Here is a 22,945-nt window from a genome sequence, read left to right as displayed (position 1 = left end):
GCTCACTCAGGGGGCGAAATCCCTTGTGGCACCACGGTACGCCGGGATCCCCCGTCGCACAGTAGCGCTCGGATGTGGTCCACCTCTCTGTCCGACTACCCCTCGGCGGATCGCGATTCTTTGTGGAGTCCCTACGAATGGCCGAATGAATCTCTGCACCTGCCTGGGCCCTTGTCCGCAGGTTTACCGGTTAGTAGCGTGCGTGATGTCGAACGTACTACCGGTAACAGGGGAAGAGGGTGGGCGCCGTGGCGCGCAGACCGGTGGCCTGGGTGGCCGCGATCGTCCTGCTGCTCGAGGCGGGGGGCATCGTATTCGTCAATGGCGTGCTGGCGACGATTGTCGACAATCAGCGGATGTCCCTGGCCGGACTCGATCCGTCCGCCATGTCTCTCGGCACGTGGGTGATGGGGGGAGTCTTCGGCGGCTATCTCGTGCTCGTCGCGGCGATTCTGCTACGTACGGCCCTCAAGGACCGCGTTCCGGGCCGCTTCGGCAGGATCGCGCTCATCACCTGCGCGGTCGTGCACGGGGTGCTCGGCGCGGTGGCCGTGGGGCCGGTGGGGTGGAGCGCCTTCGCGTTCATGATGGTCGTGCTCGGGCTGATCGTGCTGGTGCTGGTGGGGTACGAACCGGAGCGGGCGACGGCGGACGACAAGCCGGCCCCCGCCTGATTCCGGCCTCTGCCGAGCGCTCCTCCGTCAGGCGCCGAAGCGGCGGCGGGAGTCCTCGATGTGACCGAGGTACTGCTGGGTCCAGCCGCACATTCCGTGGACCGTCTCCAGCAGCGCTCGGCCCGGCTCGGTGAGGGTGTACTCGACCCGCGGCGGCACGGTGGCGTACACGGTCCGGTCGACCAGGCCGTTGCGCTCCAGCGTGCGCAGGTTCTGGGCGAGCATCTTGTGGCTGATGCCCTCGATTCCATCGCGCAACTCGCCGAAGCGCAGGGTGCTCTCACCGAGCAACCCGATGATCAGGGGCCCCCACTTATTGGCGACGTCCGAGAAGATCTCCCGTGCCAGAGAGTCCGCGCGCGTCAGGTCGGCATCGTTGGGCGAGCCCTCGAACTGCTTGGTCACCACGAGGTTCCCCAGTCACTGAAAAGTGCGTTCTTCCACGTCAGCGCCCACTCTCCTACGGTTCTCCAGTAACCACAAGAGACCACAAGGAGACGGAGAGCATGGCCATCACTCTGGTGAACCCCAGCGGACTGCCGGAAATAGGTGCCTACCGGCAGGTGTCGATCGCGACCGGATCGAAGCTGGTCTTCATCGCCGGGCAGGTCGCCTGGGATGCCGACGGGGTCACGGTCGGCGAAGGCGACCTCGCCGCTCAGGTCGAGCGGTGCTACCTCAACGTCGGCACCGCGCTGGCCGAGGTCGGTGGTTCCTTCGAGGACGTCGCGAAACTGACCGTCTACGTCGTCGACTGGACCCCCGACAAGATGCCCCTGTTCATGGAGGGGGTGGCTCGGGCGGCCGCGAAGCTGGGGGTCACCCCGGTAGCGCCGGGCACGCTGGTGGGTGTCGCGGCACTGGACGTACCCGACCATCTGGTGGAGATCGAAGCCACCGCGGTCATCGACTGACGGGGGGAGGCGCTCGCGGGTCGGCTCAGGCCCACAGGTCGGTGATCGTGACGCCGTGCTCGCCGAGCAGCCGGCGCAGCAGGGGCAGCGACAGACCGATGACATTGCCGTGGTTGCCGTCGATCGCGTCGACGAAGGGCGCGGAACGGCCGTCCAGGGTGAAGGCGCCCGCGACATGGAGGGGTTCGCCGGAGGCGACGTACGCGGCGATCTCGGCGTCCGTCGGATTCCCGAAGCGGACGGTCGTCGAGGCGGTCTCGGCGGCACGGCGGCCGGTCGTCGTATCGATCACGCAGTGACCGGTCCGCAGGATTCCGGCCCGTCCGCGCATCGACTTCCAGCGGGCGGTGGCCTCCTCGGCGTCGGCGGGCTTGCCGAACGCCTCGCCGTCGAGTTCGAGGACGGAGTCGCAGCCGACGACCAGCGCGCCGGCCGTCGCGGGGAGCGCGGCCACGGCGGTGGCCTTGGCCTCGGCCAGAACGAGCGCCAGTTCGGCGGGGGTCGGGGCGGAGAGGGCGTCCTCGTCGACGCCGCTGACGATCACCTCGGGGGCGAGCCCGGCCTGCCTGAGCAGTCCGAGACGTGCGGGTGAGGCGGAGGCGAGAACGAGCCGGCGGCGCTGATCGGTCATGCGGGCCATCGTAGGTCGCGGCGTCCGGCCGGTACGGGGGAGGTCCGCGGGAGGTGATCGGCGGGAGGTGATCGGCGCGAGGTGATCAGCGGAGGCCGAGCACGACCATCGCCAGCACCACCGCCAGCGCGAGCACCACACCGGCGCGGCGCAGCATGAGCTGCGCGTCGCGCATCTCCCTGGGGGGCTCGTTCTCCGGGTCGGACCACAGCATGGGACCGATACTCCGGCCGCCGGGTCCGGAGCGCCTGAGTATGTGTACTCAGGCGCTCCGGTGCCGGCGGCCTATCCTCGCGGGCTCGCGGGCGCGTGGAACGCCGGCCCGCGCCCTGTCCTCGGCCCCGTGCGGGCCGAGGACACCGGTGCCTATCCGGGCCAGTACGTACGCGCCCACGCCCGCGGCCCCGGTTCGGGGAGCCGGTGGCGGGCGATCCGCGTCGGGGCGGACCACTCGGCCGGGGGCTCGGCCGCGTCCGACGGCGAGTCCGCCATCGCCGCCGCGCGGGCCCGAACCACCGCGAGTGCGGCGGCCAGCTCCTCCCGGGTCGGATTTCCTCGTACGACCTTGATCACTGTCAGCGCCCTTCCCGGAGCCCTAGAGGGGGATGTTGCCGTGCTTCTTCGGAGGCAGGCTTTCCCGCTTCGTCCGCAGTTGACGCAGGCCCCTGACGATGTGCGCCCGGGTCTCCGAGGGCATGATGACCGCGTCGACATAGCCGCGCTCGGCCGCCTCGTACGGATTGAGCAGCGCGTCCTCGTACTCCTGGATCAGCTCGGCGCGTGTCTCCTCCTGCGCCGTCACATCACCGGCCGCGGCGATGGTGCGGCGGTGCAGGATGTTCACCGCGCCCTGCGCGCCCATCACGGCGATCTGCGCGGTCGGCCAGGCCACATTGAGGTCGGCGCCCAGATGCTTGGAACCCATGACGTCGTAGGCGCCGCCGAAGGCCTTGCGGGTGATCACCGTGATCAGCGGGACCGTTGCCTCGGCGTACGCGTAGATCAGCTTGGCGCCGCGCCGGATGATGCCGCCGTACTCCTGGTCGACCCCCGGCAGGAACCCCGGGACGTCCACGAACGTCAGCACCGGCACATTGAAGGCGTCGCACGTACGGACGAAACGCGCGGCCTTCTCGGAGGCGTTGATGTCCAGACAGCCCGCGTACTGCATCGGCTGGTTCGCGACGATCCCGACCGGGAAACCCTCGACCCGGCCGAAGCCCGTGATGATGTTCGGTGCGAACAGCGCCTGGGTCTCCAGGAACTCGGCGTCGTCCAGTACGTGCTCGACGGCCGCGTGCATGTCGTACGGCTGGTTCGCGGAGTCCGGGATCAGTGTGTCCAGCTCGCGGTCCTCGTCCGTCGGCTCCAGCGAGGCTTCCTCGGGGAAGGCGGGCGGCTCGGACAGATTGTTCGAGGGGAGGTACGACAGCAGGGACTTGACGTACTCGATGGCGTCCTTCTCGTCGCCCGCCATATGGTGCGCGACGCCGGAGGTGGTGTTGTGCGTACGGGCGCCGCCCAGCTCCTCGAAGCCCACGTCCTCGCCGGTCACCGTCTTGATGACATCGGGGCCCGTGATGAACATGTGCGAGGTCTGGTCGACCATCACCGTGAAGTCGGTGATCGCGGGGGAGTAGACCGCGCCACCCGCGCACGGGCCGACGATAAGGCTGATCTGCGGCACGACGCCCGAGGCGTGCACATTGCGGCGGAAGATCTCGGCGAAGAGACCGAGGGCGACCACGCCCTCCTGGATCCGGGCGCCGCCACCGTCGTTGATGCCGATGACCGGACAGCCGGTCTTCAGCGCGAAGTCCATGACCTTCACGATCTTCTCGCCGTAGACCTCGCCGAGCGAGCCGCCGAAGATCGTGAAGTCCTGCGAGTAGACACAGACCGGACGGCCGTCGACCGTGCCGTAGCCGGTGACGACCCCGTCCCCGTACGGGCGGTTCTTCTCGATGCCGAAATTGGTGGAGCGGTGCCGGGCGAACTCGTCCAGCTCGACGAAGGATCCCTCGTCCATCAGCAGATCGACCCGCTCGCGGGCCGTCAGCTTGCCCTTGGCGTGCTGCTTCTCCACGGCGCGCGCGGAACCCGCGTGCGTGGCTTCCTCGATACGCCGCTGGAGGTCCGCGATCTTGCCCGCGGTGGTGTGGGCGGCGGTTCCGTGGGGGATTCCTCGGGCGTTTTCCGGCTCGGACATCGGGATGCGGCTCCCTGCGGGGTCACGGATGCGGGTCTTCCGGGTGCTACTGATCCGTAGGGTATCGGCGCGGATACCGTTCGGCAGTGCGGTGTTTGCCACACCTAGGGTGGCTTGCATGACGGATCCCCATGCACCAGAGAGCCGCTGGTCCGACCTCGAACGACCCCCGCTGAACGAGCGCGCGCTGCGCCGCGGGCTGATCCGGCCCGGCAGCCTGTGGAGCTCGCTCGACGTGGTCGCCGCCACCGGATCCACCAACTCCGATCTGGCCGCGCGGGCCATGGCGGGCGCCGACGGCACACCGGGAGCCGCGGAGGGCACCGTACTGATCGCCGAGGAGCAGACGGCGGGCCGCGGCCGGCTGGACCGGCGGTGGTCCGCGCCCGCGCGCTCCGGACTCTTCTTCTCCGTGCTGCTCAGACCGGGCCCCGGCGTACCGGTCCACCGCTACGGCTGGCTGCCGCTGCTGACCGGAGTGGCCGTGGCGACCGGGCTGGCGCGGGCCGCGGGCGTCGACACGGCACTCAAATGGCCCAATGACCTGCTGGTGACCGTGGACGGCGAGGAGCGGAAGGCCGGCGGGATCCTCGCGGAGCGCGCGGGGGACGACGCGGTCGTGGTGGGCATCGGCGTGAATGTCTCGCTGCACGCGGCGGAACTGCCCGTACCGGCGGCCGGTTCGCTGGCCCTGGCGAACGCGGTGTCCCTCGACCGCGACACTCTGCTGCGCGGGGTCCTGCGGTCCCTGGAGCGGTGGTACGGCGAGTGGCGCGAGGCGGGCGGCGACCCGGGGCTCTCCCAACTCCAGGAGGCATACGCGGCGGGGTGCGCGACGCTGGGCCGCACGGTACGGGCGGTCCTGCCGGGCGACCGCGAGCTGGTGGGCGAGGCGGTGGCCGTGGACGGCGACGGACGGCTGGTGGTCGCGACCGAGGACGGCGCCAGACATCCGGTCGGCGCGGGCGACATCGTGCATCTGCGGCCGGTCGCCTGAGGTGCGCGTTGTCCGTTCGAAGACGTCCTCTGACATAGGCATATGCGGGACGCATATGGAGCCGTCGCCGGGCCGGCCACCGGCGGCCACCGGCGACGGCCCGTGACCGGACGATCGCGCCCGGATTCAGGCGCCCCCGCGATACGTGAGCCAGCGCACATCTGCCGTATCGTTGAGGCGGTCCACGACAGATCGGCAGGGCAGTGCGCAGGGAACGGGCAGGAGGCGGCTGGTGACCGTCGACGATTCGACTTCCGGCGAGGACGCGCAGCCGCCGTCGGAGTCTTCGGTACACCCCACTCCCCACCATGTCGTCGACCACACGGCCGAGCCGTCCGACGACCCGCTGGCCATCCGCCTCGAACAGCTGATCCTCGGCGCGGACCGCCGCTACACGGCCTTCCAGGCGGCCCGTACCGCCGGGGTCTCCATGGACCTCGCCTCCCGCTTCTGGCGCGCCATGGGCTTCGCCGACATCGGCCAGGCCAAGGCGCTCACGGAAGCGGACGTACTGGCCCTGCGGCGGCTCGCCGGTCTGGTGGAGGCGGGGCTGCTCAGCGAGCCGATGGCGATCCAGGTCGCCCGCTCGACCGGGCAGACCACCGCTCGGCTGGCGGAGTGGCAGATCGATTCTTTCCTGGAGGGCCTGACCGAGCCGCCCGAGCCCGGCATGACCCGTACGGAAGTCACGTACCCCCTGGTGGAGCTGCTCCTGCCCGAGCTGGAGGAGTTCCTCGTATACGTGTGGCGGCGCCAGCTCGCCGCCGCCACGGGCCGCGTCGTCCAGGCCGCGGACGACGACGAGATGGTCGACCGTCGGCTCGCCGTCGGCTTCGCCGACCTCGTCGGCTTCACCCGGCTGACCCGGCGGCTGGAGGAGGAGGAGCTCGGCGAGCTGGTCGAGGCGTTCGAGACGACCGCCGCCGACCTCGTCGCCGCGCACGGCGGCCGGCTGATCAAGACCCTCGGTGACGAGGTCCTGTTCGCGGCGGACGACGCGGGAACGGCCGCGGAGATAGCGCTGCGGCTGATAGAGACCATGACCCATGACGCATCGATGCCGGCGCTGCGCGTGGGGATCGCGTTCGGGACGGTCACGACGCGGATGGGCGACGTGTTCGGGACGACCGTGAACCTCGCGAGCCGGCTGACGTCGATAGCGCCGAAGGACACGGTGCTGGTCGACGGCGCGTTCGCGGAGGAGCTGATCCGCACGGGCGACGCCCCGGCCTCCGAGGCGCAGGCTGCGGAGGCCGCGGCGAAGGCCGAGAAGGAGGGCACATCGCTGCCCACGTACCGCTTCGGGCTCCAGCCGATGTGGCAGCGGCCGGTGCGCGGGCTGGGTGTGGTGGAGCCCTGGCTCATGGGGCGCCGGACCACCTAGGTCCCGTCCGGCCCACGAAGATCGGCCGGACGGGCTCCGCCCTCGCGGCGGCGGAGCCCGCGCCGATCATCGGTACGCCGACGGGCCGTCCCGGTCAACCCGGTGCCGGCCAGGATGAATCGACGGCGTATCAGCCGAAGGCCGCCACTACCTCGGCCGCCATGCGCACCGCCAGGGCACGCGCCAGCAGGACGGGCCGGCCCGCGGTACGGGCGGCCGTGCGCCGCATCTCCTCCGTGTAGCCGATGCAGTCGAGCACCAGCCAGGAACTTCCCGCGCCGGTCAGCGCACGGGCCGCCTCGGCCACCTCCGCCAAGGCGCGTTCCCGGGGTGCGTACGGGTCGGCGCCGACGGCCCCGACCTTCCCGGGCAGTACCTTGGACCAACGGCGGGCCACGTCCTCGGCCTGGTCGGGGTGGGGGCAGAGGACACCCACCGGATCGTCGCCGACGATGGCCGCGACGGCCCGCTGCACCAGCGGTTCGGCGAACAGCAGCGGCCGGGCGGCTTCGACGGCGGGGAAGTTGCCGGTGCACAGGAGCAGGGTCGCGGCGGCGCCGTCGCGCTCGGCACGGGCAACGGCCTCCGCCATCCGCGGGACGATCGCCGCGTGCCCGAGCAGCACGGAATCGCCGTCGCGCAGCCGGGAGACCAGCGGGGCCTCTCCCGGTTCGGGCGCCAGCCGCCGCCGGGTCCCGCTCCCGGCCTCACCGTCGAACCGTTCATCGTCCAGCGCCCCGTGCTCGACCAACCGCACGCCCGGCAGCAGCGGCTCGGCGTCGGAACGCAGGTCGGTACGGGGCGCCTGGCCGATGGTGACCAGACCGAGCGCGAGTGTGTCGGGTGCGTGCACAGCGTTCTCCTTCGAGTCTTCGCGCCTTCGGGGCACCGTAAGAGGCCGGGCGAATGAGCGCGCCCGGGTCACAGCACTTTCGTCACAGCGCCTTCGTCAGCTGCCCCACGTCGTTCAGCGAGCTGCCCGCCACCAAGCCCGCGCCGACGAGCGACAGGTCGTTCTCGGCCTTCTCGTCGGACTCCTTGCGGGCCGTCCGGTCGGTCAGCCCGCGTCGGCGCCACATCGTGTAGCCCTGGCGGATCACCAGCGCGCCGAGCACCATCCAGCCGGCGTTCGGCGTGGCGACGAGTAGACCGGTGGCCAGCAGCACACCCATCTGGCGGGAGGGGCCGCCCAGGAACTGGACCAGCGCTCCGGGGATCGCCCAGAGCAGCATGGTCTGCATGGTGCCGGGGTCCAGCCCCGTCTTGATCGTCGTGACGTACACCTCGGCGACCGGCGGCACACGTCCGTCGGAGAAGAACGACTTCCAGGCCAGGGCGACCACGACGAGTGCCACGGCGAAACCGACCAGCTGCGCCAGGTACTGCTGGCGCCGCCCGTCCAGTTCGAAGACGTGCCACGGTGTGGCGTCGCGGCGCAGCAGCCAGCCCGCCTTGAAGTCGTAGCCGATGTCGGCGAAGGCGGGGCCGGTGGAGGCGGTGTAGCCGACCAGCAGGGCGAGCGGCACGGTCGGGATGTGCAGCACCAGCCCGACGATCAGCACGATCAGGGTGACGGCGAAGGCCGGGAACCACCCGGAGTGCATCGCCGCCAGCCCCACGATCAGCTGGTGCACGATCGCGGCGACGGCGGCCAGCAGCACCCAGCCGATCAGCCCGGGTACGGACAGTCCGCCGGCCACACCGCCCGTGACGGCGACCACGACCGCGCCGCCCAGGAACAGCGCCATGCCTTCCAGCAGGCCGAGGCGCAGTCGCGCGGTGCCGACGGTACGACCGGGCTCGTCCCCCCGCACCTCGCTCCGCGCGTCCCCGGCCACGCTCCCGGGGGCCTCGCTTCCCGCGTCCTTGCCGCCGCCCCCGCGGTTCCGCATCAGCAGCAGCGCCTGCACCAGCGCCACGAGTCCCGCGCCGATCATCAGGCCGTGCGGTACATGCGCGGCGGAGAGGTCGGTGTGCAGCACGTCGGGCGCGTACTCGGCGACGGTCAGACCGATGCCGAACATCAGCAGCGCCCAGATGTTCCCCAGGAACCCGACGCCCGCCGCGCTGGTGGGCAACTTGAACAGCGCACCAACCAGGCCGACGAGCGCACCGACGCCGAGCACCACCGCCTTCTTCCCACCGGTGTCGCCCGCTTTGATGGTCTCGGCGGCGGCGACGCCCGCCGGCCAGGAGTTGGTGGCGGGCAGCAGGCTGGAGTCGAACACCCGGAACAGCACCCAGCTGTCCACGGCCAGCCCGATGGCGGCGCCGGCCAGCATGGGCCAGACCAGGTCCGTACGTCCCAGCGCGAACGGCACCGCGATGGGCGTCAGCAGCGAGTTGGCCGCCGCGAAGGTGGAGCCCGAGATAGCGGACTGCACCAGGTTCTGCCGGTGCTGGGAGCGCATCCGCGACAGCATGCCCAGCGGGATCCGACCGATCAGCATCGCGATCAGCGCACCGATCACCGCCGTGTTGGGGGACACACCGAGCGTGGTGATCAGCACGATGCCGATCAGTGCGCCGAGGACCGACATCACGACTGTGATGATCAGAGTGATCGGTTCGAAGGCCCGGGGATGCCTGGCCGGTGTCGCCTCCGGCGCGGAGGACGAGGTCGGTGTGTTCGGCGGCGGGCTGGTCGAGGCTCTCGGGTTCAAAGGGACTCCAGTTGGCCAGGGGGACGGCGCGGTGCGACGGCCACGGGGCGGCAGAAGTGGCCAGGAGCCACGGGGTTTACGGTGCGATCAGGGCGCGATCAGGGTGCGATCACGGTGTGGAACGAACACGGTGTGGAACGAACACGGTGTGGAACGAAGCGGTCAGGACGGGCTCGGGGGGAGTCAGGAGGCGGTAGGGCACGTCGGGCCCGGTCCGGCGCCTCCGGCGGCCCAGCGGCTCCGGCAGTCCGGCGATCGGACGGCCGGAGCGGTCGGCCGGTTCAGGGCTCCAGGGCCTGGAGCCGGGTCATCGGCCCGTACAGCTCCACCAGGCGGTCGAACTCCTCCGGGTCCAGGAACTGGGCGCCCCCGCGCCCGAACTCCTTCGCCGTCTCGATCGCGAACCGCGCCGCCGCCTCGATGTCGGTCTCGTGGCTGGCGCCGGTGGCGCAGCCGGCCACCGCCGTACCGGCCGTGATCGCGAGGCCGACGACCGGGGCGTCGGTGGCTACGGCGGGCTGCAGGATGGAGTTGATGTGGTGCACGCCGTTGCCGTACGGGGTGATGTCCTGCGTCGTGACGGGCAGGACACGCGCGGGCTCGCCCGTCACCGTCTCCAGCACGGACAGCAGGTCCTCGCTGACCCGCAGGATCCAGCCCTGGCAGATGGTCGGTGACAGGGCGATTCCCCGATGGCTGAGCAGCCGGTTGCCCTTGGTGGTGTCGATGGAGATCACCGCGTCCATCTCGGCGGAGACTTCCTCACGGTTGCACACCAGCGTGTCCACCGGGGAATCCATGAAGGGCACCGGGTCGTGCGGACGCGTCGGAGCCCAGCCGCACACATGGGTGGAGAGCGTCACATCGCCGTCCAGCACATCGCCGCGCGCGTGCATGTCGAGCAGCTTCGCGGCGGCGGACAGCGCCGCCACCGCGCCGTCGGCGTCCGAGACCAGCCCGACGCGCTCGGGGCGGGCGCCCACCCCGCCAAGCCGGCCGAGGATGCCGAGGGTCGGCGCGTCCCCGCCGTTGGTGCGTCCCCGCCGACCGGGCACGGTCACGGAGACGAAATCCGTGCTGCCTTTGTCGCCGCTGACTGTACGAACCTCGACGGACGGTGCCGTCGCCGGGTCGGCGCTGGCCGCGGCCTGTACGGAGCGCAGGTGCTCGGCCAGCAGTTCGCCGCTCGTCTGGGGGCGGTCGAGGAGTTCGATGACGTCGAGGACGTACTTGAGCAAGAGAGTGCCTCTCGGTGAGGTCGGGCCGGTGCGGCTGCCCGACCGGACGGGCAGCGGGTAGGGCCGCGCGGGAGCCGGTCCGGGGCGTCTTCGCCTCGTCGAGGTGGTTCCGCGCGACTGTCGGCCGGCGTCACCACGATCGCCCCCGGGCCGGCGCCTGGTCCCGGGTCCCGTACGGGGGTGTCCCGTACGGCGACCGACGAACCAGGCGGGACCGGCGGACCGGCTGACCAGGCAGACCGGTACGGGAACACCGGAGGAGCGCGGGAGGCCCGTGGAGGCGCCGGCTCGCCCGGGAAGGGGCCCGTTCGCGGTGGTGTCACGCCAACGGGGCACAGAATCTTCCTCACGCCGCACTGAGCGCAATGTTTTCTCTATATACGAGATTGTTTACGCTGGCGGAATGTCCGACAGCACTTCCGTAACGCCCGCGCACGGCGCTCCTCCCCCGCTCCAGACCGCGGACCGGGTCCTGAGCCTGCTGCTCTCCTTCGACCGCGAGCACCCCGAGTGGGGGGTCTCCGACGTCGCGGCGGAGTTCGGCCTGGACAAGTCCGTGGCCCAGCGGCTGTTGGCCGCCCTCGCGTACCGGGGGTTCCTGGTCTCCGACCCGCTCACCCGGCGCTACCGGCTCGGACCCGCCGTCTGGCACCTGGCCCGGGTCTGGGAGCGGGACGGCGGCATGGCGAGCCTGGTGCGGCCCACGCTGCGGGCCATGGCCGAGGCGGTGGGGGTGGGCGCGCTGTTCGCCGTGCCGGACGGGGTGCACATGCGCTGTGTGGCGGCGGTGGACGGGGCGACCGGACCACTGCGGATCTACGGCCTCGCGGGCGAGCTGTACCCGGCCCATGCCGGGGCCACCTCCCGGGCCTACTTCGGTATGCTCCCGCCGGGCGACCGGGCGGCACTGCTGTACGGTCGGCCCATCGCGCGGTTCAGCGACCGTACGCTGACCGATCCCGCCCTGCTGGAGGAACGCTTCGCCGAGGTGCGGCGCGACGGCTACGCGTACTCCGAGGGTGAGTACGACCCCGAGACCGCGGCGCTGGCCGCTCCCGTGACGGTCGGCAGACGCGCGGTCGGCACGCTGTCCGTGGCGGGCCCCCTCGATGCGCTCAGGTCCCGTAAGGCGGACCTGGTCGCCCCGCTGCTCCAGGCGGCGGCGGATCTGGGCAAGCTGCTGACCCCGCTGCGTCCGCGCGGATCCGGTGCGCCGGGCCGACGCTGACCGCACCGAAAGCCCGACCGTGCCGGGTCCCTCGACAAGCCCGACCGCGCCGTCCTCCGCGGCCCGGCGGTCGCCCACTCCTCCTGACGAAAGGCCACCATGCGTCTGCTGCTGCTCTCCAACTCCACCGCGCCCGGCCGCGGCTACCTCGAACACGCCCGTGCGGAGATCGACGAGGCGCTCGGCGGCGTCCGCCGGCTGGTCTTCGTGCCGTACGCGCTGGCCGACCGGGACGGCTACACGGCTCAGGTCGCCGAGGCGCTGGCCCCGCTGGGGGTCGAGGTGACCGGCGCGCACACGGCCGGGGACCCGGCCGCGCTGGTACGGGACGCCCAGGCGGTCTTCGTCGGGGGCGGCAACAGCTTCCGGCTGCTGAAGGCCCTGTACGAGCACGACCTCGTGTCGACGATACGAGAGCGGGTCGGCGCGGGCGCCCTCTACATGGGGTCGAGCGCGGGCACGAACATGGCCTGCCCCACCCTGCGGACCACCAACGACATGCCCATCGTCCAGCCGCCGTCGTTCGAGGCGCTGGGGCTGCTGCCGTTCCAGATCAACCCGCACTACCTGGACGCCAGGCCGGACACGGCACACATGGGGGAGACCCGGGGGCAGCGGCTGGAGCAGTTCCTGGAGGAAAACGACGTGCCGGTGGTGGGCCTGCGGGAGGGCACCTGGCTGCGGCGTGAGACCGACCGGTTGACCCTCGGCGGCATCGAGGCGGGCGCCGTCGTCTTCCGCAGGGACGCGGAGCCGGCGGAGATCCGGCCGGGGCACGATCTGAGCGCGCTGCTCGGGGAACGGCCGCGCTTCGACACGGCCGTGTGAGCCTCCGCACGGCGTGAGCTCCATCACGGCCTCGCGGTGTGAGGGCACTACCGGCGCCGGTAGCGCCCTCACCGTGTGTCAGGATCGGCCCCGACGAAGTGAACTGTCGTTAACCGGGAGGGTGCGGTCATGACCGAGGCTGAGCAGAGGTTCGGGGAGTTCGTCGTCGTACGGCGGCACGGGCATGTCGCCGAACTGATCCTTGACCGGCCCAAGGCCATGAACGCCGTCTCCACCGAGCTGGCCCGGTCCCTCGGTGCCGCGTGCGCCGCGCTCGGCGCCGACCGGGGTGTACGGGTCACGGTGCTGACCTCCACCCACGCGCGTGCCTTCTGCGTCGGCGCGGACCTCAAGGAGCGCAACTCCCTCAGCGACGCCGAACTCGTGCGCCAGCGGCCGACCGCGCGCGCCGCGTACACCGGCGTACTGGAACTGCCGATGCCGACGATCGCGGCGGTGCACGGCTTCGCGCTGGGCGGCGGCTTCGAGCTGGCGCTCGCCTGCGATCTGATCGTCGCCGACACCACCGCGGTCGTGGGGCTGCCCGAGGTGTCGGTCGGGGTGATTCCCGGCGGCGGTGGTACGCAGCTGCTCCCGCGCCGCGTCGGCGCCGCGCGCGCGGCGGAACTGGTCTTCACGGCACGGCGGGTGGCCGCGGCCGAGGCGACGGCGCTGGGGCTGGTCGACCAGCTCGTGGACGAGGGCTCCGACCGGGACGAGGCCCTGGCCCTGGCCGGCCGTATCGCCGCCAACTCGCCCGTCGGCCTGCGCGCCGCCAAGCGCGCGCTGCGGCTCGGGCACGGACTCGACCTGCGGGCGGGGCTTGAGGTCGAGGACGCCGCGTGGCGGTCCGTCGCGTTCTCCGGAGACCGGGCGGAAGGCGTCGCCGCGTTCAACGAGAAGCGGAAGCCGCAGTGGCCGGGAGAGTGAACGCGCTCTGTGGGTGAACGCGTTCGGATCACCCACCGGCCCGGATGATCAAATCCCGTCAAACCGTTTTAAGGTGGGGCGATGGGAGTGGATGGGCGACTGCGCGCCATCGTGGAACTGTCTCAGGCGATGGGGGCGGCCCCCACGGCGATCGAGTCCTGGCGGGCCGCGGCGCAGGGCGCGCTGGAGGCGCTCGGGGGAAGCTTCGGGGCGCTGTCGGTGTGGGAGCGGGAACGCGGCCGGCTCAAGGTGCTGGTGAACGCGGGGGCGCGGGCGGACGGGGAGGAGGAGTTCCCCGAGGACGAGACGTACCCCGTCCATCAGTTCCCCGAGATCGCGGAGTTCCTGCACGAGAGGTGGGCGGGGGGCGGCGGGCCCCAGGCATGGGTCGAGACCGTGGCGGGACCGGCACCGGGGGTCTCGGGCGGGCCCGGCTACAACCACCAGCGCGTGGCCGCGCTGCGCAGGCGTGGCCGCGGCTGCTGCGTCGTCGCGCCGATCGTGCTCCACGGGCGGGCATGGGGCGAGCTGTATGTGGCGAGGCCCGCGGAGGCGCCGGTGTTCGACGCGGCCGACGCGGATTTCGCGACCGTCATCGCGTCGGTGGTGGCGGCGGGGATCGCCCAGACGGAACGGCTCGAAGAGGTCCGCAGGCTCGCCTTCACCGACCCGCTGACAGGCCTCGCGAACCGGCGCGCGGTCGACGTACGGCTCGACGAGGCGATCGGGCGGTACCGGGAGGAGGGGGCCGTCGTCAGCCTGGTCGTCTGCGATCTCAACGGCCTCAAGAAGGTGAACGACACCCAGGGCCATGCGGTCGGTGACCGCCTGCTGGAACGGTTCGCCACGCTGCTGTCCGTATGCGGCGCGCGGCTTCCCGGCGCGCTGGCGGCGCGGCTGGGCGGGGACGAGTTCTGTCTGCTGACGGTGGGGCCGACGTCGGACGAGGTACTGGCGGTGGCGGCCGAGCTGTGCGAGCGGGCGGCCGGGCTGGATCTGGGGGAGGGCGTGGCGTGCGGGATCGCGTCGACGGGGGATCCGATCGGGGAGGTGCGGTCGGCACGACGGCTGTTCCGGCTGGCGGACGCGGCGCAGTACCGGGCGAAGGCGGCGCGGGCGGGAGGGCCGGTGGTAGCGGGGCGGGACGGGGCGGTACTGCGGCTGGCGGACGCGCCGACGCCGGCGCGGGGGGAACGAGACAGGAGGCGCTTCCGTGACCGGCCAACGCCTCCGGCGGGGGGTCGTGGTTAGGGGCGCGGTGCGCTTTCCGGCGGGGGGCGTTGTTCGGGTTCGTTTCGGCTGGGGCCGGTGGTTGCGTGCCGGTTGTCGCCGGGTGCCGCGGTGCGCCGTCCGGCGGGGGCGCGGTGCGGGGTTCGTTTCGGCTGGGGCCGGTTTCCGGGTGCGGGTTGTCGCCGGGTGCCGCTCCGGGGCTCGCGCCCTGGACGGCATGATTTACGGCGCGCAGCTGCCCAGCGTTTGGATACGGGCGGTCGCGCGCCACACATCACGCTTCAGTGTCCCGGACACGACCCCTGCGCGCCCCCCTTCACCGCCCGCACAAGCGAGCCGTCCGTGCGCGGGGCGGGCGGGGGAGGCGGCGGCATCCTCCCGCACCGGCCCACGCACCCGTGCTGAGGCGGTGAGTGGCCGGGGCCACCGGGCCGCACCCACCCCCGATCCCTCAGCCGGGCGGTGGGGGCAGGCGACCGCCGGGGGGAGGGGGTCGGGGTCGGAGGAGGTGCGTGTCCGGACGTAAAGCGTCGCAGCTCGCGCGGAGCGCGGTGACCACGCGACGGAGTCGCATATCGATCGCAGCGCAGTCCGGACACGGACCTCCGGAGGCCCCGGGCCCCGGCACATGACCACGCACCCGCACCTCCGCCGGAGGCGCACCCGCACTCGCACCCGCCCCCCGCCGGAGGCGCACCGCACCCGCACCCCGGGAGGTGACACCCTGCGATTCAGTCCGTACGCTCCTGAATATGGATATGCACACTGTCGTGGTGGGGACGTCCGGGACTACCGCCGAGGATGTCGTCGCCGTAGCCCGGGGCCACGCCCGGGTTGAGCTCTCCGCCGAGGCCCTCGACGCGCTCGCCGCCGCCCGGGAGGTCGTGGACGCGCTGGCCGCCAAGCCCGAGCCGGTGTACGGGGTGTCCACCGGGTTCGGGGCGCTTGCCACCCGGTGGATCGGTCAGGATCTCCGGGCTCAGCTCCAGCGCAATATCGTGCGATCGCACGCCGCCGGGATGGGGCCCCTAGTCGAGCGGGAGGTCGTGCGGGCGCTGATGTTCCTGCGGCTCAAGACCGTGGCCTCCGGGCGTACCGGCGTGCGCCCGAGCGTGGCCCTGACCATGGCCGCGGTGCTGAACGCGGGGATCACGCCCGTGGTGCACGAGTTCGGCTCGCTCGGCTGCTCCGGGGACCTCGCGCCGCTCTCCCACTGCGCGTTGACCTTGATGGGCGAGGGCGACGCGGAAGGCTCCGACGGCGTCGTACGGCCCGCGGGTGAGCTGCTCGCGGCGCACGGGATCGAGCCGGTGGAGCTGCGGGAGAAGGAAGGGCTCGCGCTGCTCAACGGGACCGACGGCATGCTCGGCATGCTGGTCATGGCGATCGCCGATCTGCGGCGGCTCTACACCTCCGCCGACATCACCGCCGCGCTGAGCCTGGAGGCTCTGCTCGGTACCGCCAAGGTCCTCGCCCCCGAGCTGCACGCCATCCGCCCGCACCCGGGCCAGGGCGCCAGCGCCGCCAATATGCTGCGGGTGCTCGCGGGGTCCGGGCTGACCGGGCACTTCCAGCAGGACGACGCCCCCCGGGTCCAGGACGCCTACTCCGTGCGGTGTGCCCCGCAGGTCGCCGGCGCGGGCCGGGACACGCTGGCGTACGCGAGCGTCGTGGCCGACCGGGAGCTGGCCTCGGCGGTGGACAACCCCGTGGTCCTCCCGGACGGCCGGGTGGAGTCGAACGGCAACTTCCACGGCGCCCCGGTGGCGTATGTGCTGGACTTCCTGGCGATCGCCGCCGCCGACCTCGGCTCCATCGCGGAGCGCCGTACGGACCGGCTGCTGGACAAGAACCGCTCGCACGGCCTGCCGCCCTTCCTCGCCGATGACGCGGGCGTCGACTCGGGGCTGATGATCGCCCAGTACACCCAGGCCGCCCTGGTCAGCGAGATGAAGCGGCTCGCGGTGCCGGCCTCGGTCGACTCGATCCCGTCCTCCGCGATGCAGGAGGACCATGTCTCCATGGGCTGGTCGGCCGCGCGCAAGCTCCGTACCGCCGTCGACAACCTGACCCGTGTGATCGCCGTCGAGCTGTACGCCGCGACGCGCGCGATCGAACTGCGTACGGGGCTTACGCCCGCGCCCGCCTCCCAGGCGGCCATCGACGGTCTGCGCGCCGCGGGTGTCCAGGGGCCGGGACCCGACCGCTTCCTCGCGCCCGATCTCGCCGGGGCCGACGCGTTCGTGCGCGGGGGCGGGCTCGTCGCCGCGGTCGAACCGGTGACCGGGCCGCTGGCCTGAGGTACTGAGGGGCCGCCGGGTTCTGCCGGGCGGCCCCTTCACGTGTAGGCGTCTCAGAGCGACGCGCGGGCACCTCTGCGTGCGGAGTACGCGACGAACCCCGCGCCGATCCCGAGACAGAGGCTCCCGCCGACCAGATACGGCGTGGTGTCCACGCCGCCCGTATCGGCGAGGGTCGGTTGGCCGGATTCGCCGGCGGTGAGGCTGTGAGCGGACGCGGCTGACTGCTCGCGCGGACCGTTCTGCTCCTCGGTGGCCTTCGCCGAGGGTACGAACCACAGGGCGCAGAGCAGGGTGCCGGCGGCGGTAGCTGTCAGGAGCGGTCGGCGCGCGATGGACACGTGATCGATCCCCCTTGTGGCAACGCCGAATTGGCTGGGTGCCGTGATGGTAATGACAGCAGCGGGTCGCGGGAAAGTCGTGGGGTCGGGAGCTTACCCTCCGTCGTATGAGCGATTCTGAGACATCACGGTATGTTCGTGTACAGGTGGAATTGGTGCTGGAGGTCGATGACCTCGAGCAACTGAGCGCCGCGGCCCTCGACCGCATCGGCGCGGACGAATCCATGCCGGACGACGAGCGGGCGCATGCCCGGTCCGCTGTCCGGGAAGATGAGGCAGAGGCCCTCGCGTATCTGGTGGAACCCTTCGACCTCGTCAAGGAGGTCCCGGGGATCGAGCTGGCCCAGGCGTCGTGGACCAGCGAGCTGATCGACTACGACCCCGACGCGGCGGAGTGGGGCCTCGACGAGGACGACGAGGACGACGACGACGAAGAGGCCGGGGTCGAGGGCGAGGTCGGGGCTGGTCGGGTGTAGACCGTAGGCGTGTCACTCTGTTCAGAGGCCGCGGCCTCTGAGCCCCGGTCCGCCGCAGCCGACGGGCCGGGGCTCGCGCATTCCCCAGGGCGAGTGGTGTTCACCACATCTCCGGCTGATGTGGAACCGGACGAACCGGTACAGGTGTTCTTAAGGATTATCGACAGGGTAAGCGGCGATGATGGAGAAGCGTGTGATGAGGGACAGCAAGCGGCGCAAGGGCCTCGTGGCCGCGTCCGCAGTGCTCGGCGGCCTACTGGTGCTTTCGGCCTGTAGCCAGGGGGCGGACAAGGGCTCTTCGGAGGGCTCGGCCAACGCGTCGGCCCAGGCCAAGGCGGACGAGGTGGCCGCCAAGGAGACCTCGCAGGCCCAGATAACCATCGCGCCCAAGAACGGCGCGACGAATGTGGGTATCAACAACGACGCCAAGGTCACCGTCACCAAGGGCACCCTCACCAGCGTGGCCATGGCCACCGCGGACGGCACCGACGTCAAGGGCACCCTGGCCGCCGATGCCAAGAGCTGGAAGCCGGACGGGCAGCTGGACCGCTCCACCACGTACAAGATCACCGCTACGGCGAAGGACGCCAACGGCCGCGAGGCCCACGAGAACTCCTCCTTCACCACCGTCTCGCCGAGCAACAGCTTCATCGGGAACTTCACCCCCGAGGACGGCTCCACGGTCGGCGTCGGTATGCCGGTCTCGATCAACTTCGACAAGGCGATCACCGACAAGAAGGCCGTCCAGGACGGCATCACCGTCACGTCGAGCAGCGGCCAGCAGGTCGTGGGCCACTGGTTCAACCAGCAGCGCCTCGACTTCCGCCCCGAGCAGTACTGGACGGGCGGCTCCACGGTCACCCTCAAGCTGAACCTGGACGGGGTCGAGGGCGCCGACGGCGTCTTCGGCGTCCAGCAGAAGACGGTCACCTTCCAGATCGGCCGCAGCCAGGTCAGCACGGTCGACGTCAACAGCAAGACGATGACCGTCGTACGCGACGGCCAGACCCTCAAGACCATCCCGATCTCGGCCGGCTCGCCCGATAACACGACCTACAACGGCCAGATGGTGATCTCCGAGAAGTTCAAGGAGACCCGGATGAACGGTGCCACGGTCGGCTTCACGGACGACGACGGCAAGGGTGAGTACGACATCAAGGACGTCCCGCACGCCATGCGGCTGTCCACGTCCGGGACCTTCATCCACGGCAGCTACTGGGGCGGCGACGCGTTCGGCAACGTCAACACGAGCCACGGCTGTGTGGGCCTGAAGGACGTGAAGGGTGCCGGTGACCCCAACCAGCCGGCCGCCTGGTTCTACAACAACTCGCTCATCGGTGACGTGGTCGTCGTCAAGAACTCCGCCGACAAGACCATCGCCCCGGACAACGGCCTCAACGGCTGGAACATGAACTGGTCCGACTGGCAGGCCGGTTCGGCCGCCTGATCCACACGGGTCGTCAGGTCCTTACCCGACTCGCCCGGCCGAGTCCGTACATGAACGGCGGCGGCACCTCCTTGAGGTGTCGCCGCCGTTCGCGTTCTCATCCCGCTCTCACTTGGTCCTTAACTCTTCATCACACCGGGTGCCTAGCTTCGCGCACATGTTCTTCACCTACCTCAGGCGCGAGCTGCGCCGTCGCAGAAAGGCGGCGCTCGTCGTCGCCTCGGGGCTCGCCCTGGGTATCGCGCTGGTGATCGTCGTCAGTTCCGTCTCCTCGGGCATGAGCCAGGCCCAGGACAAGGTCCTGCAGTCGCTCTACGGCCTCGGCACCGACATGACCGTCACCAAGGCCGCGGCCCCGCCCGGCGAGGGCGACACCAACCGCCGGCGCTTCGAGTTCGACGCCAAGGGCGACAGTGACGCCGAACAGAGCAGTGACCGGGTGATGGTGCAGGGGCTCCAGACCCTGGCCTCCTCGACCGTCACCGAGGTCGGCGGCCAGGAGGGGGTGGACGAGGCTGTCGGCGGGCTCAGCCTGACCGTGCTCAAGGTCAACGGGGAGTTCAAGCCCGGCGAGATCACCCCGCCGCAGGGCGGTGGCCGGGCCGGCCAGGGTGGTGCGGGCGGCTCCGGCGACGGCGAGGTCCGGGGCGGCGGCGCCGCGTTCGACGTCGACTCGTACACCGTGTTCGGCACGGATGTCGCGGCGCCCGCGCTCGGCCCGCTGACCTCGTCCAAGATCACCACGGGCCGTACGTTCAAGGACACCGAGACGGACGCGGCGGTCGCGGTCGTCGACAGCGCGTACGCCAAGGAGAAGAGCCTCGCGGTCGGCAAGACCGTCACCATCTCCGGCACGAAGTTCTCCATCGTCGGCGTCGCCACCGCCGACAGCGGAGACTCCGCCGCCAACCTCTACATCCCGCTGAAGAAGGCCCAGACCCTGGCCGACTCCAAGGACAAGGTCACCACGGTCTACGTCAAGGCCGCCGACTCGCAGCAGATCGACAGCGTCAAGTCCGCCATCCAGAAGAACGTCCCGGACACGACGGTCACCACCTCCGCCGATCTCGCCGGCACCGTGTCCGGCTCCCTGTCCACCGCCTCCGACCTGGCCACGACGGTCGGCACATGGCTCTCCGTCGCCGTGCTGATCGCGGCCTTCCTGGTGGCGGGGCTGCTCACCTCCTCGGCCGTCAGCCGGCGGGTACGCGAGTTCGGCACGCTCAAGGCGCTCGGCTGGAAGAGCGGCCGGGTCACCCGCCAGGTGGTCGGCGAGGCGCTCGTCAACGGACTGCTCGGTGGTGTACTCGGCATCGCCCTCGGTCTCGGCGGCGCCTATCTCGTCACCGCCATCAGCCCGACCCTCACCGCGCAGCTCGGCTCCACGGGCGGCGGCGGGGGCGGCGGCCTCGGCGGCGGTGCCATGGGCGGGGGCGGCCCCGCACGGCAGACCGCGTCCAAGGCGCTCGACATCGCCCTGACCGCGCCCGTCTCCGTCTCCACGATCGGCATCGCCGTGGGGCTGGCGGTCGCCGGCGGCCTGATCGCCGGCGGCTTCGGTGGCTGGCGGGCCTCCCGGCTGCGGCCCGCGGACGCCCTGCGCCGTGTCGAGTAGCCCCGTTCCCCCTTTCCACAGGATTTCGCACAGCAGGAGTTGAACCGTGTACCAGCTCAGAGGCGTCACCAAGCGCTACTCGCGCGGCAAGAAGACCGTCGACGCGCTCGCCGGCGTCGATCTGACCATCGAGGACGGCGGCCGGCTCGTCATCCAGGGCCCGACCGGAGGGGGAAAGTCCACGCTCCTCCAGATGCTCGGCGGCCTCGACCGCCCGACGCAGGGCAGCGTCGAATTCGACGGGGTGGATCTGGCCAAGCTGCCCGAGGCCAGACTGACCAAGGTACGGGCGGAGAGCATCGGTTTCGTCTTCCAGAGCTTCAACCTCATCCCCACGCTGACCGCGCAGGAGAACGTCGAGACGGCGCTGGTGCCGCTCGGCCTCAAGGGCGCGGCCCGGCGCGAACGCGCGGCGGAGGCGCTGGGCTCCGTCGGCCTCGGTGAACGGCTCGGCCATGTGCCCGGCGAACTCTCCGGCGGCCAGCAGCAGCGTGTCGCGATCGCACGCGCGCTCGTCAAGCGGCCGAAGGTGCTGCTCGCCGATGAACCCACGGGAAATCTCGACGAGTCGATGCGTGACGAGATCATGGAACTGCTGGAGGGCCTCTGGAAAGAGCACGGTCTGACCTTCATCATGGTCACTCACGACAGCTCGATAGCCCGCCGCGCTCCACGGCTCGCAACGATCCGCAAGGGACGGGTCACGATCACCGAGAACGCCGCGGCCTGATGCCGCCAGTGGCGCACGCGCCGGGTCGTACGGGCTTTGACGTACGGCCCGGTTCCGCCCGGATGTCTCCGTAAGTCGGGGGCGTCACCCTCCTCGCACGCGTAGGTTCGACCCATGCTGATCACTCTGGGAAGCCCGCCCTCGGATGCCGAGATCGACGCCTGGCACGCGGTGATCAGCGCGGCCCATGTCCGCGATCTGCCGGCCTCCGCGCCGGAGCCGAGCCGGACGGAGACCGCCGGAAAGCTGCGGGTTCCGCCGGTGAGCGGGCGAAACGTTCATCTCGCGGTGGTGGGGCAGGACGGCTCGTACGAGGGCGTCGCCTCGCTGCTGCTGTTCACCGACGAGCCCCACCGGCACTCCGCCTTCCTGGACGCCCTGGTGGTACGCCCCGACGCCCGGCGGCGCGGCATCGGGGCGACGCTCTGGACGGCGATACGCGCCGAACTCGCCGCCCAGGGACGCACCTCGGTCTCGACCGTCCTCGAACTCGGCGGCGCGGGCGAGGCGTTCGTCGACAGCCTCGGCTTCATGAACGTACTGCGGCTCGGCTGGTACGTGCAGCGCGTCGGGCAGGCGCTGGAGGAGGTGCCGCAGCCCGCTCTGCCGGCGGGGCTGCGCTTCGCGGGCTGGTCGGGCGTCGTGCCCGACGGGACGGCGGAGGCGTTCGCCCGCGCCCATGACGCGAGACGCGACGTATCGGGGCCGAGCAGACAGCTGGACGAACGGACGCCGAGCTGGGACGTGGAGCGGGTACGGACCGCGGCCCGGCTGATCGAGCAGCGCGGCGGGGTCGTCCTCACCTCGGCCGTCCTCGACACCGAGCGGGACGACGCCGTCGTCGCGTACACCGAGGTCGTACTGACCGCCCCCTCGGACACCCGCGCGCTCCAGTACGACACGGTGGTCGTCCCCACGCACCGGGGCCGGGGTCTGGGGCGCGCCGTCAAACGGCATCTGCTGGGGCGGCTGACCGAACTGCACCCGGATGTACGGGAGATCCGTACCACCGTCGCCGACGACAACACGTCGATGCTGGCGATGAACGAGGCGCTCGGCTACCGGCGGGAGCGGCCCGCGGGAATCTTCCAGACGAAGCTCTGACGCCCG

The 22,945-nt window shown here is 71.3% G+C and carries 23 protein-coding genes; 14 read left to right on the top strand and 9 right to left on the bottom strand.

Annotated elements, in window-relative coordinates; genetic code table 11:
• Positions 1 to 248: 248 nt before the first annotated feature.
• The gene (locus ACIRQP_RS27540) at positions 249 to 674 is read left to right on the top strand and encodes a hypothetical protein (RefSeq protein WP_403893977.1); all 426 of its coding nucleotides are present in this window, start codon (positions 249 to 251) and stop codon (positions 672 to 674) included.
• Positions 675 to 701: 27 nt separating this feature from the next.
• On the opposite strand, the gene ACIRQP_RS27535 is transcribed toward ACIRQP_RS27540, so the two are convergent.
• Positions 702 to 1,082 carry a winged helix-turn-helix transcriptional regulator gene (locus tag ACIRQP_RS27535; RefSeq protein WP_403893975.1) on the bottom strand — a complete coding sequence of 127 codons (381 nt, stop codon included), beginning with the start codon at positions 1,080 to 1,082 and terminating at the stop codon, positions 702 to 704.
• Positions 1,083 to 1,180: 98 nt separating this feature from the next.
• Here ACIRQP_RS27535 and ACIRQP_RS27530 point away from each other — a divergent pair, with 98 nt between their 5' ends.
• Positions 1,181 to 1,588: a RidA family protein gene (locus ACIRQP_RS27530; protein ID WP_403893973.1), complete on the top strand. Its 408-nt coding sequence runs from the start codon at positions 1,181 to 1,183 to the stop codon at positions 1,586 to 1,588.
• 25 nt (positions 1,589 to 1,613) lie between these two features.
• Here the strand turns inward: ACIRQP_RS27530 and ACIRQP_RS27525 are convergent, their stop codons facing one another.
• The 4 genes from ACIRQP_RS27525 to ACIRQP_RS27510 all read right to left on the bottom strand — a co-directional run bounded on the left by ACIRQP_RS27525 (position 1,614) and on the right by ACIRQP_RS27510 (position 4,428).
• Entirely contained in the window at positions 1,614 to 2,228 is a 615-nt protein-coding gene (locus ACIRQP_RS27525; RefSeq protein ID WP_403893970.1) for a nucleoside triphosphate pyrophosphatase, read from the bottom strand.
• Between the two features lie 76 nt (positions 2,229 to 2,304).
• A complete protein-coding gene (gene mmpB / locus ACIRQP_RS27520) occupies positions 2,305 to 2,433 on the bottom strand; it encodes a morphogenic membrane protein MmpB (RefSeq protein ID WP_403893967.1) in 129 nt (42 codons plus the stop codon).
• Between the two features lie 152 nt (positions 2,434 to 2,585).
• On the bottom strand, positions 2,586 to 2,792 hold the full coding sequence (locus ACIRQP_RS27515; RefSeq protein ID WP_403893964.1) for an acyl-CoA carboxylase epsilon subunit: 207 nt from the start codon (positions 2,790 to 2,792) through the stop codon (positions 2,586 to 2,588).
• Between the two features lie 22 nt (positions 2,793 to 2,814).
• Positions 2,815 to 4,428, bottom strand: a complete 1,614-nt coding sequence (locus ACIRQP_RS27510) for an acyl-CoA carboxylase subunit beta (RefSeq protein WP_403893961.1) — start codon at positions 4,426 to 4,428, stop codon at positions 2,815 to 2,817.
• Positions 4,429 to 4,546: 118 nt separating this feature from the next.
• On the opposite strand from ACIRQP_RS27510, the gene ACIRQP_RS27505 reads away from it, so the two are divergent.
• Positions 4,547 to 5,425: a biotin--[acetyl-CoA-carboxylase] ligase gene (locus ACIRQP_RS27505; RefSeq protein ID WP_403893957.1), complete on the top strand. Its 879-nt coding sequence runs from the start codon at positions 4,547 to 4,549 to the stop codon at positions 5,423 to 5,425.
• Between the two features lie 232 nt (positions 5,426 to 5,657).
• The gene (locus ACIRQP_RS27500; RefSeq protein ID WP_403893955.1) at positions 5,658 to 6,809 is read left to right on the top strand and encodes an adenylate/guanylate cyclase domain-containing protein; all 1,152 of its coding nucleotides are present in this window, start codon (positions 5,658 to 5,660) and stop codon (positions 6,807 to 6,809) included.
• A 130-nt stretch (positions 6,810 to 6,939) separates the two neighbouring features.
• Here ACIRQP_RS27500 and ACIRQP_RS27495 read toward each other — a convergent pair whose 3' ends face one another.
• The 3 genes from ACIRQP_RS27495 to ACIRQP_RS27485 all read right to left on the bottom strand — a co-directional run bounded on the left by ACIRQP_RS27495 (position 6,940) and on the right by ACIRQP_RS27485 (position 10,710).
• Entirely contained in the window at positions 6,940 to 7,662 is a 723-nt protein-coding gene (locus ACIRQP_RS27495) for an AroM family protein (RefSeq protein ID WP_403893952.1), read from the bottom strand.
• A gap of 82 nt (positions 7,663 to 7,744) precedes the next feature.
• Positions 7,745 to 9,349: an OPT family oligopeptide transporter gene (locus ACIRQP_RS27490; protein WP_403894119.1), complete on the bottom strand. Its 1,605-nt coding sequence runs from the start codon at positions 9,347 to 9,349 to the stop codon at positions 7,745 to 7,747.
• A 404-nt stretch (positions 9,350 to 9,753) separates the two neighbouring features.
• A complete protein-coding gene (locus ACIRQP_RS27485; RefSeq protein WP_403893949.1) occupies positions 9,754 to 10,710 on the bottom strand; it encodes a DUF1177 domain-containing protein in 957 nt (318 codons plus the stop codon).
• A gap of 403 nt (positions 10,711 to 11,113) precedes the next feature.
• Here ACIRQP_RS27485 and ACIRQP_RS27480 point away from each other — a divergent pair, with 403 nt between their 5' ends.
• From ACIRQP_RS27480 to hutH, 5 genes are all read left to right on the top strand, one after another.
• Positions 11,114 to 11,938: an IclR family transcriptional regulator gene (locus ACIRQP_RS27480; RefSeq protein ID WP_403893946.1), complete on the top strand. Its 825-nt coding sequence runs from the start codon at positions 11,114 to 11,116 to the stop codon at positions 11,936 to 11,938.
• A 99-nt stretch (positions 11,939 to 12,037) separates the two neighbouring features.
• Entirely contained in the window at positions 12,038 to 12,766 is a 729-nt protein-coding gene (gene pepE, locus ACIRQP_RS27475; RefSeq protein WP_403893944.1) for a dipeptidase PepE, read from the top strand.
• A 129-nt stretch (positions 12,767 to 12,895) separates the two neighbouring features.
• Complete coding sequence (locus ACIRQP_RS27470) at positions 12,896 to 13,696, top strand: enoyl-CoA hydratase/isomerase family protein (RefSeq protein ID WP_403893941.1); 801 nt, start codon at positions 12,896 to 12,898, stop codon at positions 13,694 to 13,696.
• An 81-nt stretch (positions 13,697 to 13,777) separates the two neighbouring features.
• A complete protein-coding gene (locus ACIRQP_RS27465) occupies positions 13,778 to 14,947 on the top strand; it encodes a diguanylate cyclase domain-containing protein (protein ID WP_403893938.1) in 1,170 nt (389 codons plus the stop codon).
• A gap of 731 nt (positions 14,948 to 15,678) precedes the next feature.
• Positions 15,679 to 17,226: a histidine ammonia-lyase gene (gene hutH, locus ACIRQP_RS27460; RefSeq protein ID WP_403893935.1), complete on the top strand. Its 1,548-nt coding sequence runs from the start codon at positions 15,679 to 15,681 to the stop codon at positions 17,224 to 17,226.
• Between the two features lie 53 nt (positions 17,227 to 17,279).
• On the opposite strand, the gene ACIRQP_RS27455 is transcribed toward hutH, so the two are convergent.
• Positions 17,280 to 17,567, bottom strand: a complete 288-nt coding sequence (locus tag ACIRQP_RS27455) for a hypothetical protein (protein WP_403893932.1) — start codon at positions 17,565 to 17,567, stop codon at positions 17,280 to 17,282.
• A 107-nt stretch (positions 17,568 to 17,674) separates the two neighbouring features.
• Here ACIRQP_RS27455 and ACIRQP_RS27450 point away from each other — a divergent pair, with 107 nt between their 5' ends.
• From ACIRQP_RS27450 to ACIRQP_RS27430, 5 genes are all read left to right on the top strand, one after another.
• Positions 17,675 to 18,043 (top strand): hypothetical protein, encoded by a 369-nt coding sequence (locus ACIRQP_RS27450; RefSeq protein ID WP_403893930.1) that lies wholly within the window; start codon positions 17,675 to 17,677, stop codon positions 18,041 to 18,043.
• Positions 18,044 to 18,224: 181 nt separating this feature from the next.
• Positions 18,225 to 19,490: an Ig-like domain-containing protein gene (locus tag ACIRQP_RS27445; RefSeq protein ID WP_403894116.1), complete on the top strand. Its 1,266-nt coding sequence runs from the start codon at positions 18,225 to 18,227 to the stop codon at positions 19,488 to 19,490.
• 157 nt (positions 19,491 to 19,647) lie between these two features.
• Positions 19,648 to 21,105: an ABC transporter permease gene (locus ACIRQP_RS27440; RefSeq protein WP_403893928.1), complete on the top strand. Its 1,458-nt coding sequence runs from the start codon at positions 19,648 to 19,650 to the stop codon at positions 21,103 to 21,105.
• A 46-nt stretch (positions 21,106 to 21,151) separates the two neighbouring features.
• Complete coding sequence (locus tag ACIRQP_RS27435; protein WP_351394618.1) at positions 21,152 to 21,835, top strand: ABC transporter ATP-binding protein; 684 nt, start codon at positions 21,152 to 21,154, stop codon at positions 21,833 to 21,835.
• Positions 21,836 to 21,949: 114 nt separating this feature from the next.
• Positions 21,950 to 22,939 (top strand): GNAT family N-acetyltransferase, encoded by a 990-nt coding sequence (locus ACIRQP_RS27430; protein WP_403893925.1) that lies wholly within the window; start codon positions 21,950 to 21,952, stop codon positions 22,937 to 22,939.
• Positions 22,940 to 22,945: the final 6 nt, after the last annotated feature.

The organism is Streptomyces sp. NPDC102274 (genome assembly GCF_044766385.1).
Taxonomy (GTDB): domain Bacteria; phylum Actinomycetota; class Actinomycetes; order Streptomycetales; family Streptomycetaceae; genus Streptomyces.
Note: the sequence above shows the minus strand (reverse complement) of the source record. Positions and strands in the feature narration are given on the sequence as shown.

Bases quoted from the DNA above. Each gene is read 5' to 3' on its own strand.
- ACIRQP_RS27530 (WP_403893973.1), top strand. From the start codon at position 1,181: ATGGCCATCACTCTGGTGAACCCCAGCGGACTGCCGGAAATAGGTGCC.
- ACIRQP_RS27525 (WP_403893970.1), bottom strand. From the start codon at position 2,228: ATGGCCCGCATGACCGATCAGCGCCGCCGGCTCGTTCTCGCCTCCGCC.
- mmpB (WP_403893967.1), bottom strand. From the start codon at position 2,433: ATGCTGTGGTCCGACCCGGAGAACGAGCCCCCCAGGGAGATGCGCGAC.
- ACIRQP_RS27510 (WP_403893961.1), bottom strand. From the start codon at position 4,428: ATGTCCGAGCCGGAAAACGCCCGAGGAATCCCCCACGGAACCGCCGCC.
- ACIRQP_RS27505 (WP_403893957.1), top strand. From the start codon at position 4,547: ATGACGGATCCCCATGCACCAGAGAGCCGCTGGTCCGACCTCGAACGA.
- ACIRQP_RS27490 (WP_403894119.1), bottom strand. From the start codon at position 9,349: ATGTCGGTCCTCGGCGCACTGATCGGCATCGTGCTGATCACCACGCTC.
- ACIRQP_RS27480 (WP_403893946.1), top strand. From the start codon at position 11,114: ATGTCCGACAGCACTTCCGTAACGCCCGCGCACGGCGCTCCTCCCCCG.
- pepE (WP_403893944.1), top strand. From the start codon at position 12,038: ATGCGTCTGCTGCTGCTCTCCAACTCCACCGCGCCCGGCCGCGGCTAC.
- ACIRQP_RS27470 (WP_403893941.1), top strand. From the start codon at position 12,896: ATGACCGAGGCTGAGCAGAGGTTCGGGGAGTTCGTCGTCGTACGGCGG.
- ACIRQP_RS27465 (WP_403893938.1), top strand. From the start codon at position 13,778: ATGGGAGTGGATGGGCGACTGCGCGCCATCGTGGAACTGTCTCAGGCG.
- hutH (WP_403893935.1), top strand. From the start codon at position 15,679: ATGGATATGCACACTGTCGTGGTGGGGACGTCCGGGACTACCGCCGAG.
- ACIRQP_RS27450 (WP_403893930.1), top strand. From the start codon at position 17,675: ATGAGCGATTCTGAGACATCACGGTATGTTCGTGTACAGGTGGAATTG.
- ACIRQP_RS27445 (WP_403894116.1), top strand. From the start codon at position 18,225: ATGGAGAAGCGTGTGATGAGGGACAGCAAGCGGCGCAAGGGCCTCGTG.
- ACIRQP_RS27440 (WP_403893928.1), top strand. From the start codon at position 19,648: ATGTTCTTCACCTACCTCAGGCGCGAGCTGCGCCGTCGCAGAAAGGCG.
- ACIRQP_RS27430 (WP_403893925.1), top strand. From the start codon at position 21,950: ATGCTGATCACTCTGGGAAGCCCGCCCTCGGATGCCGAGATCGACGCC.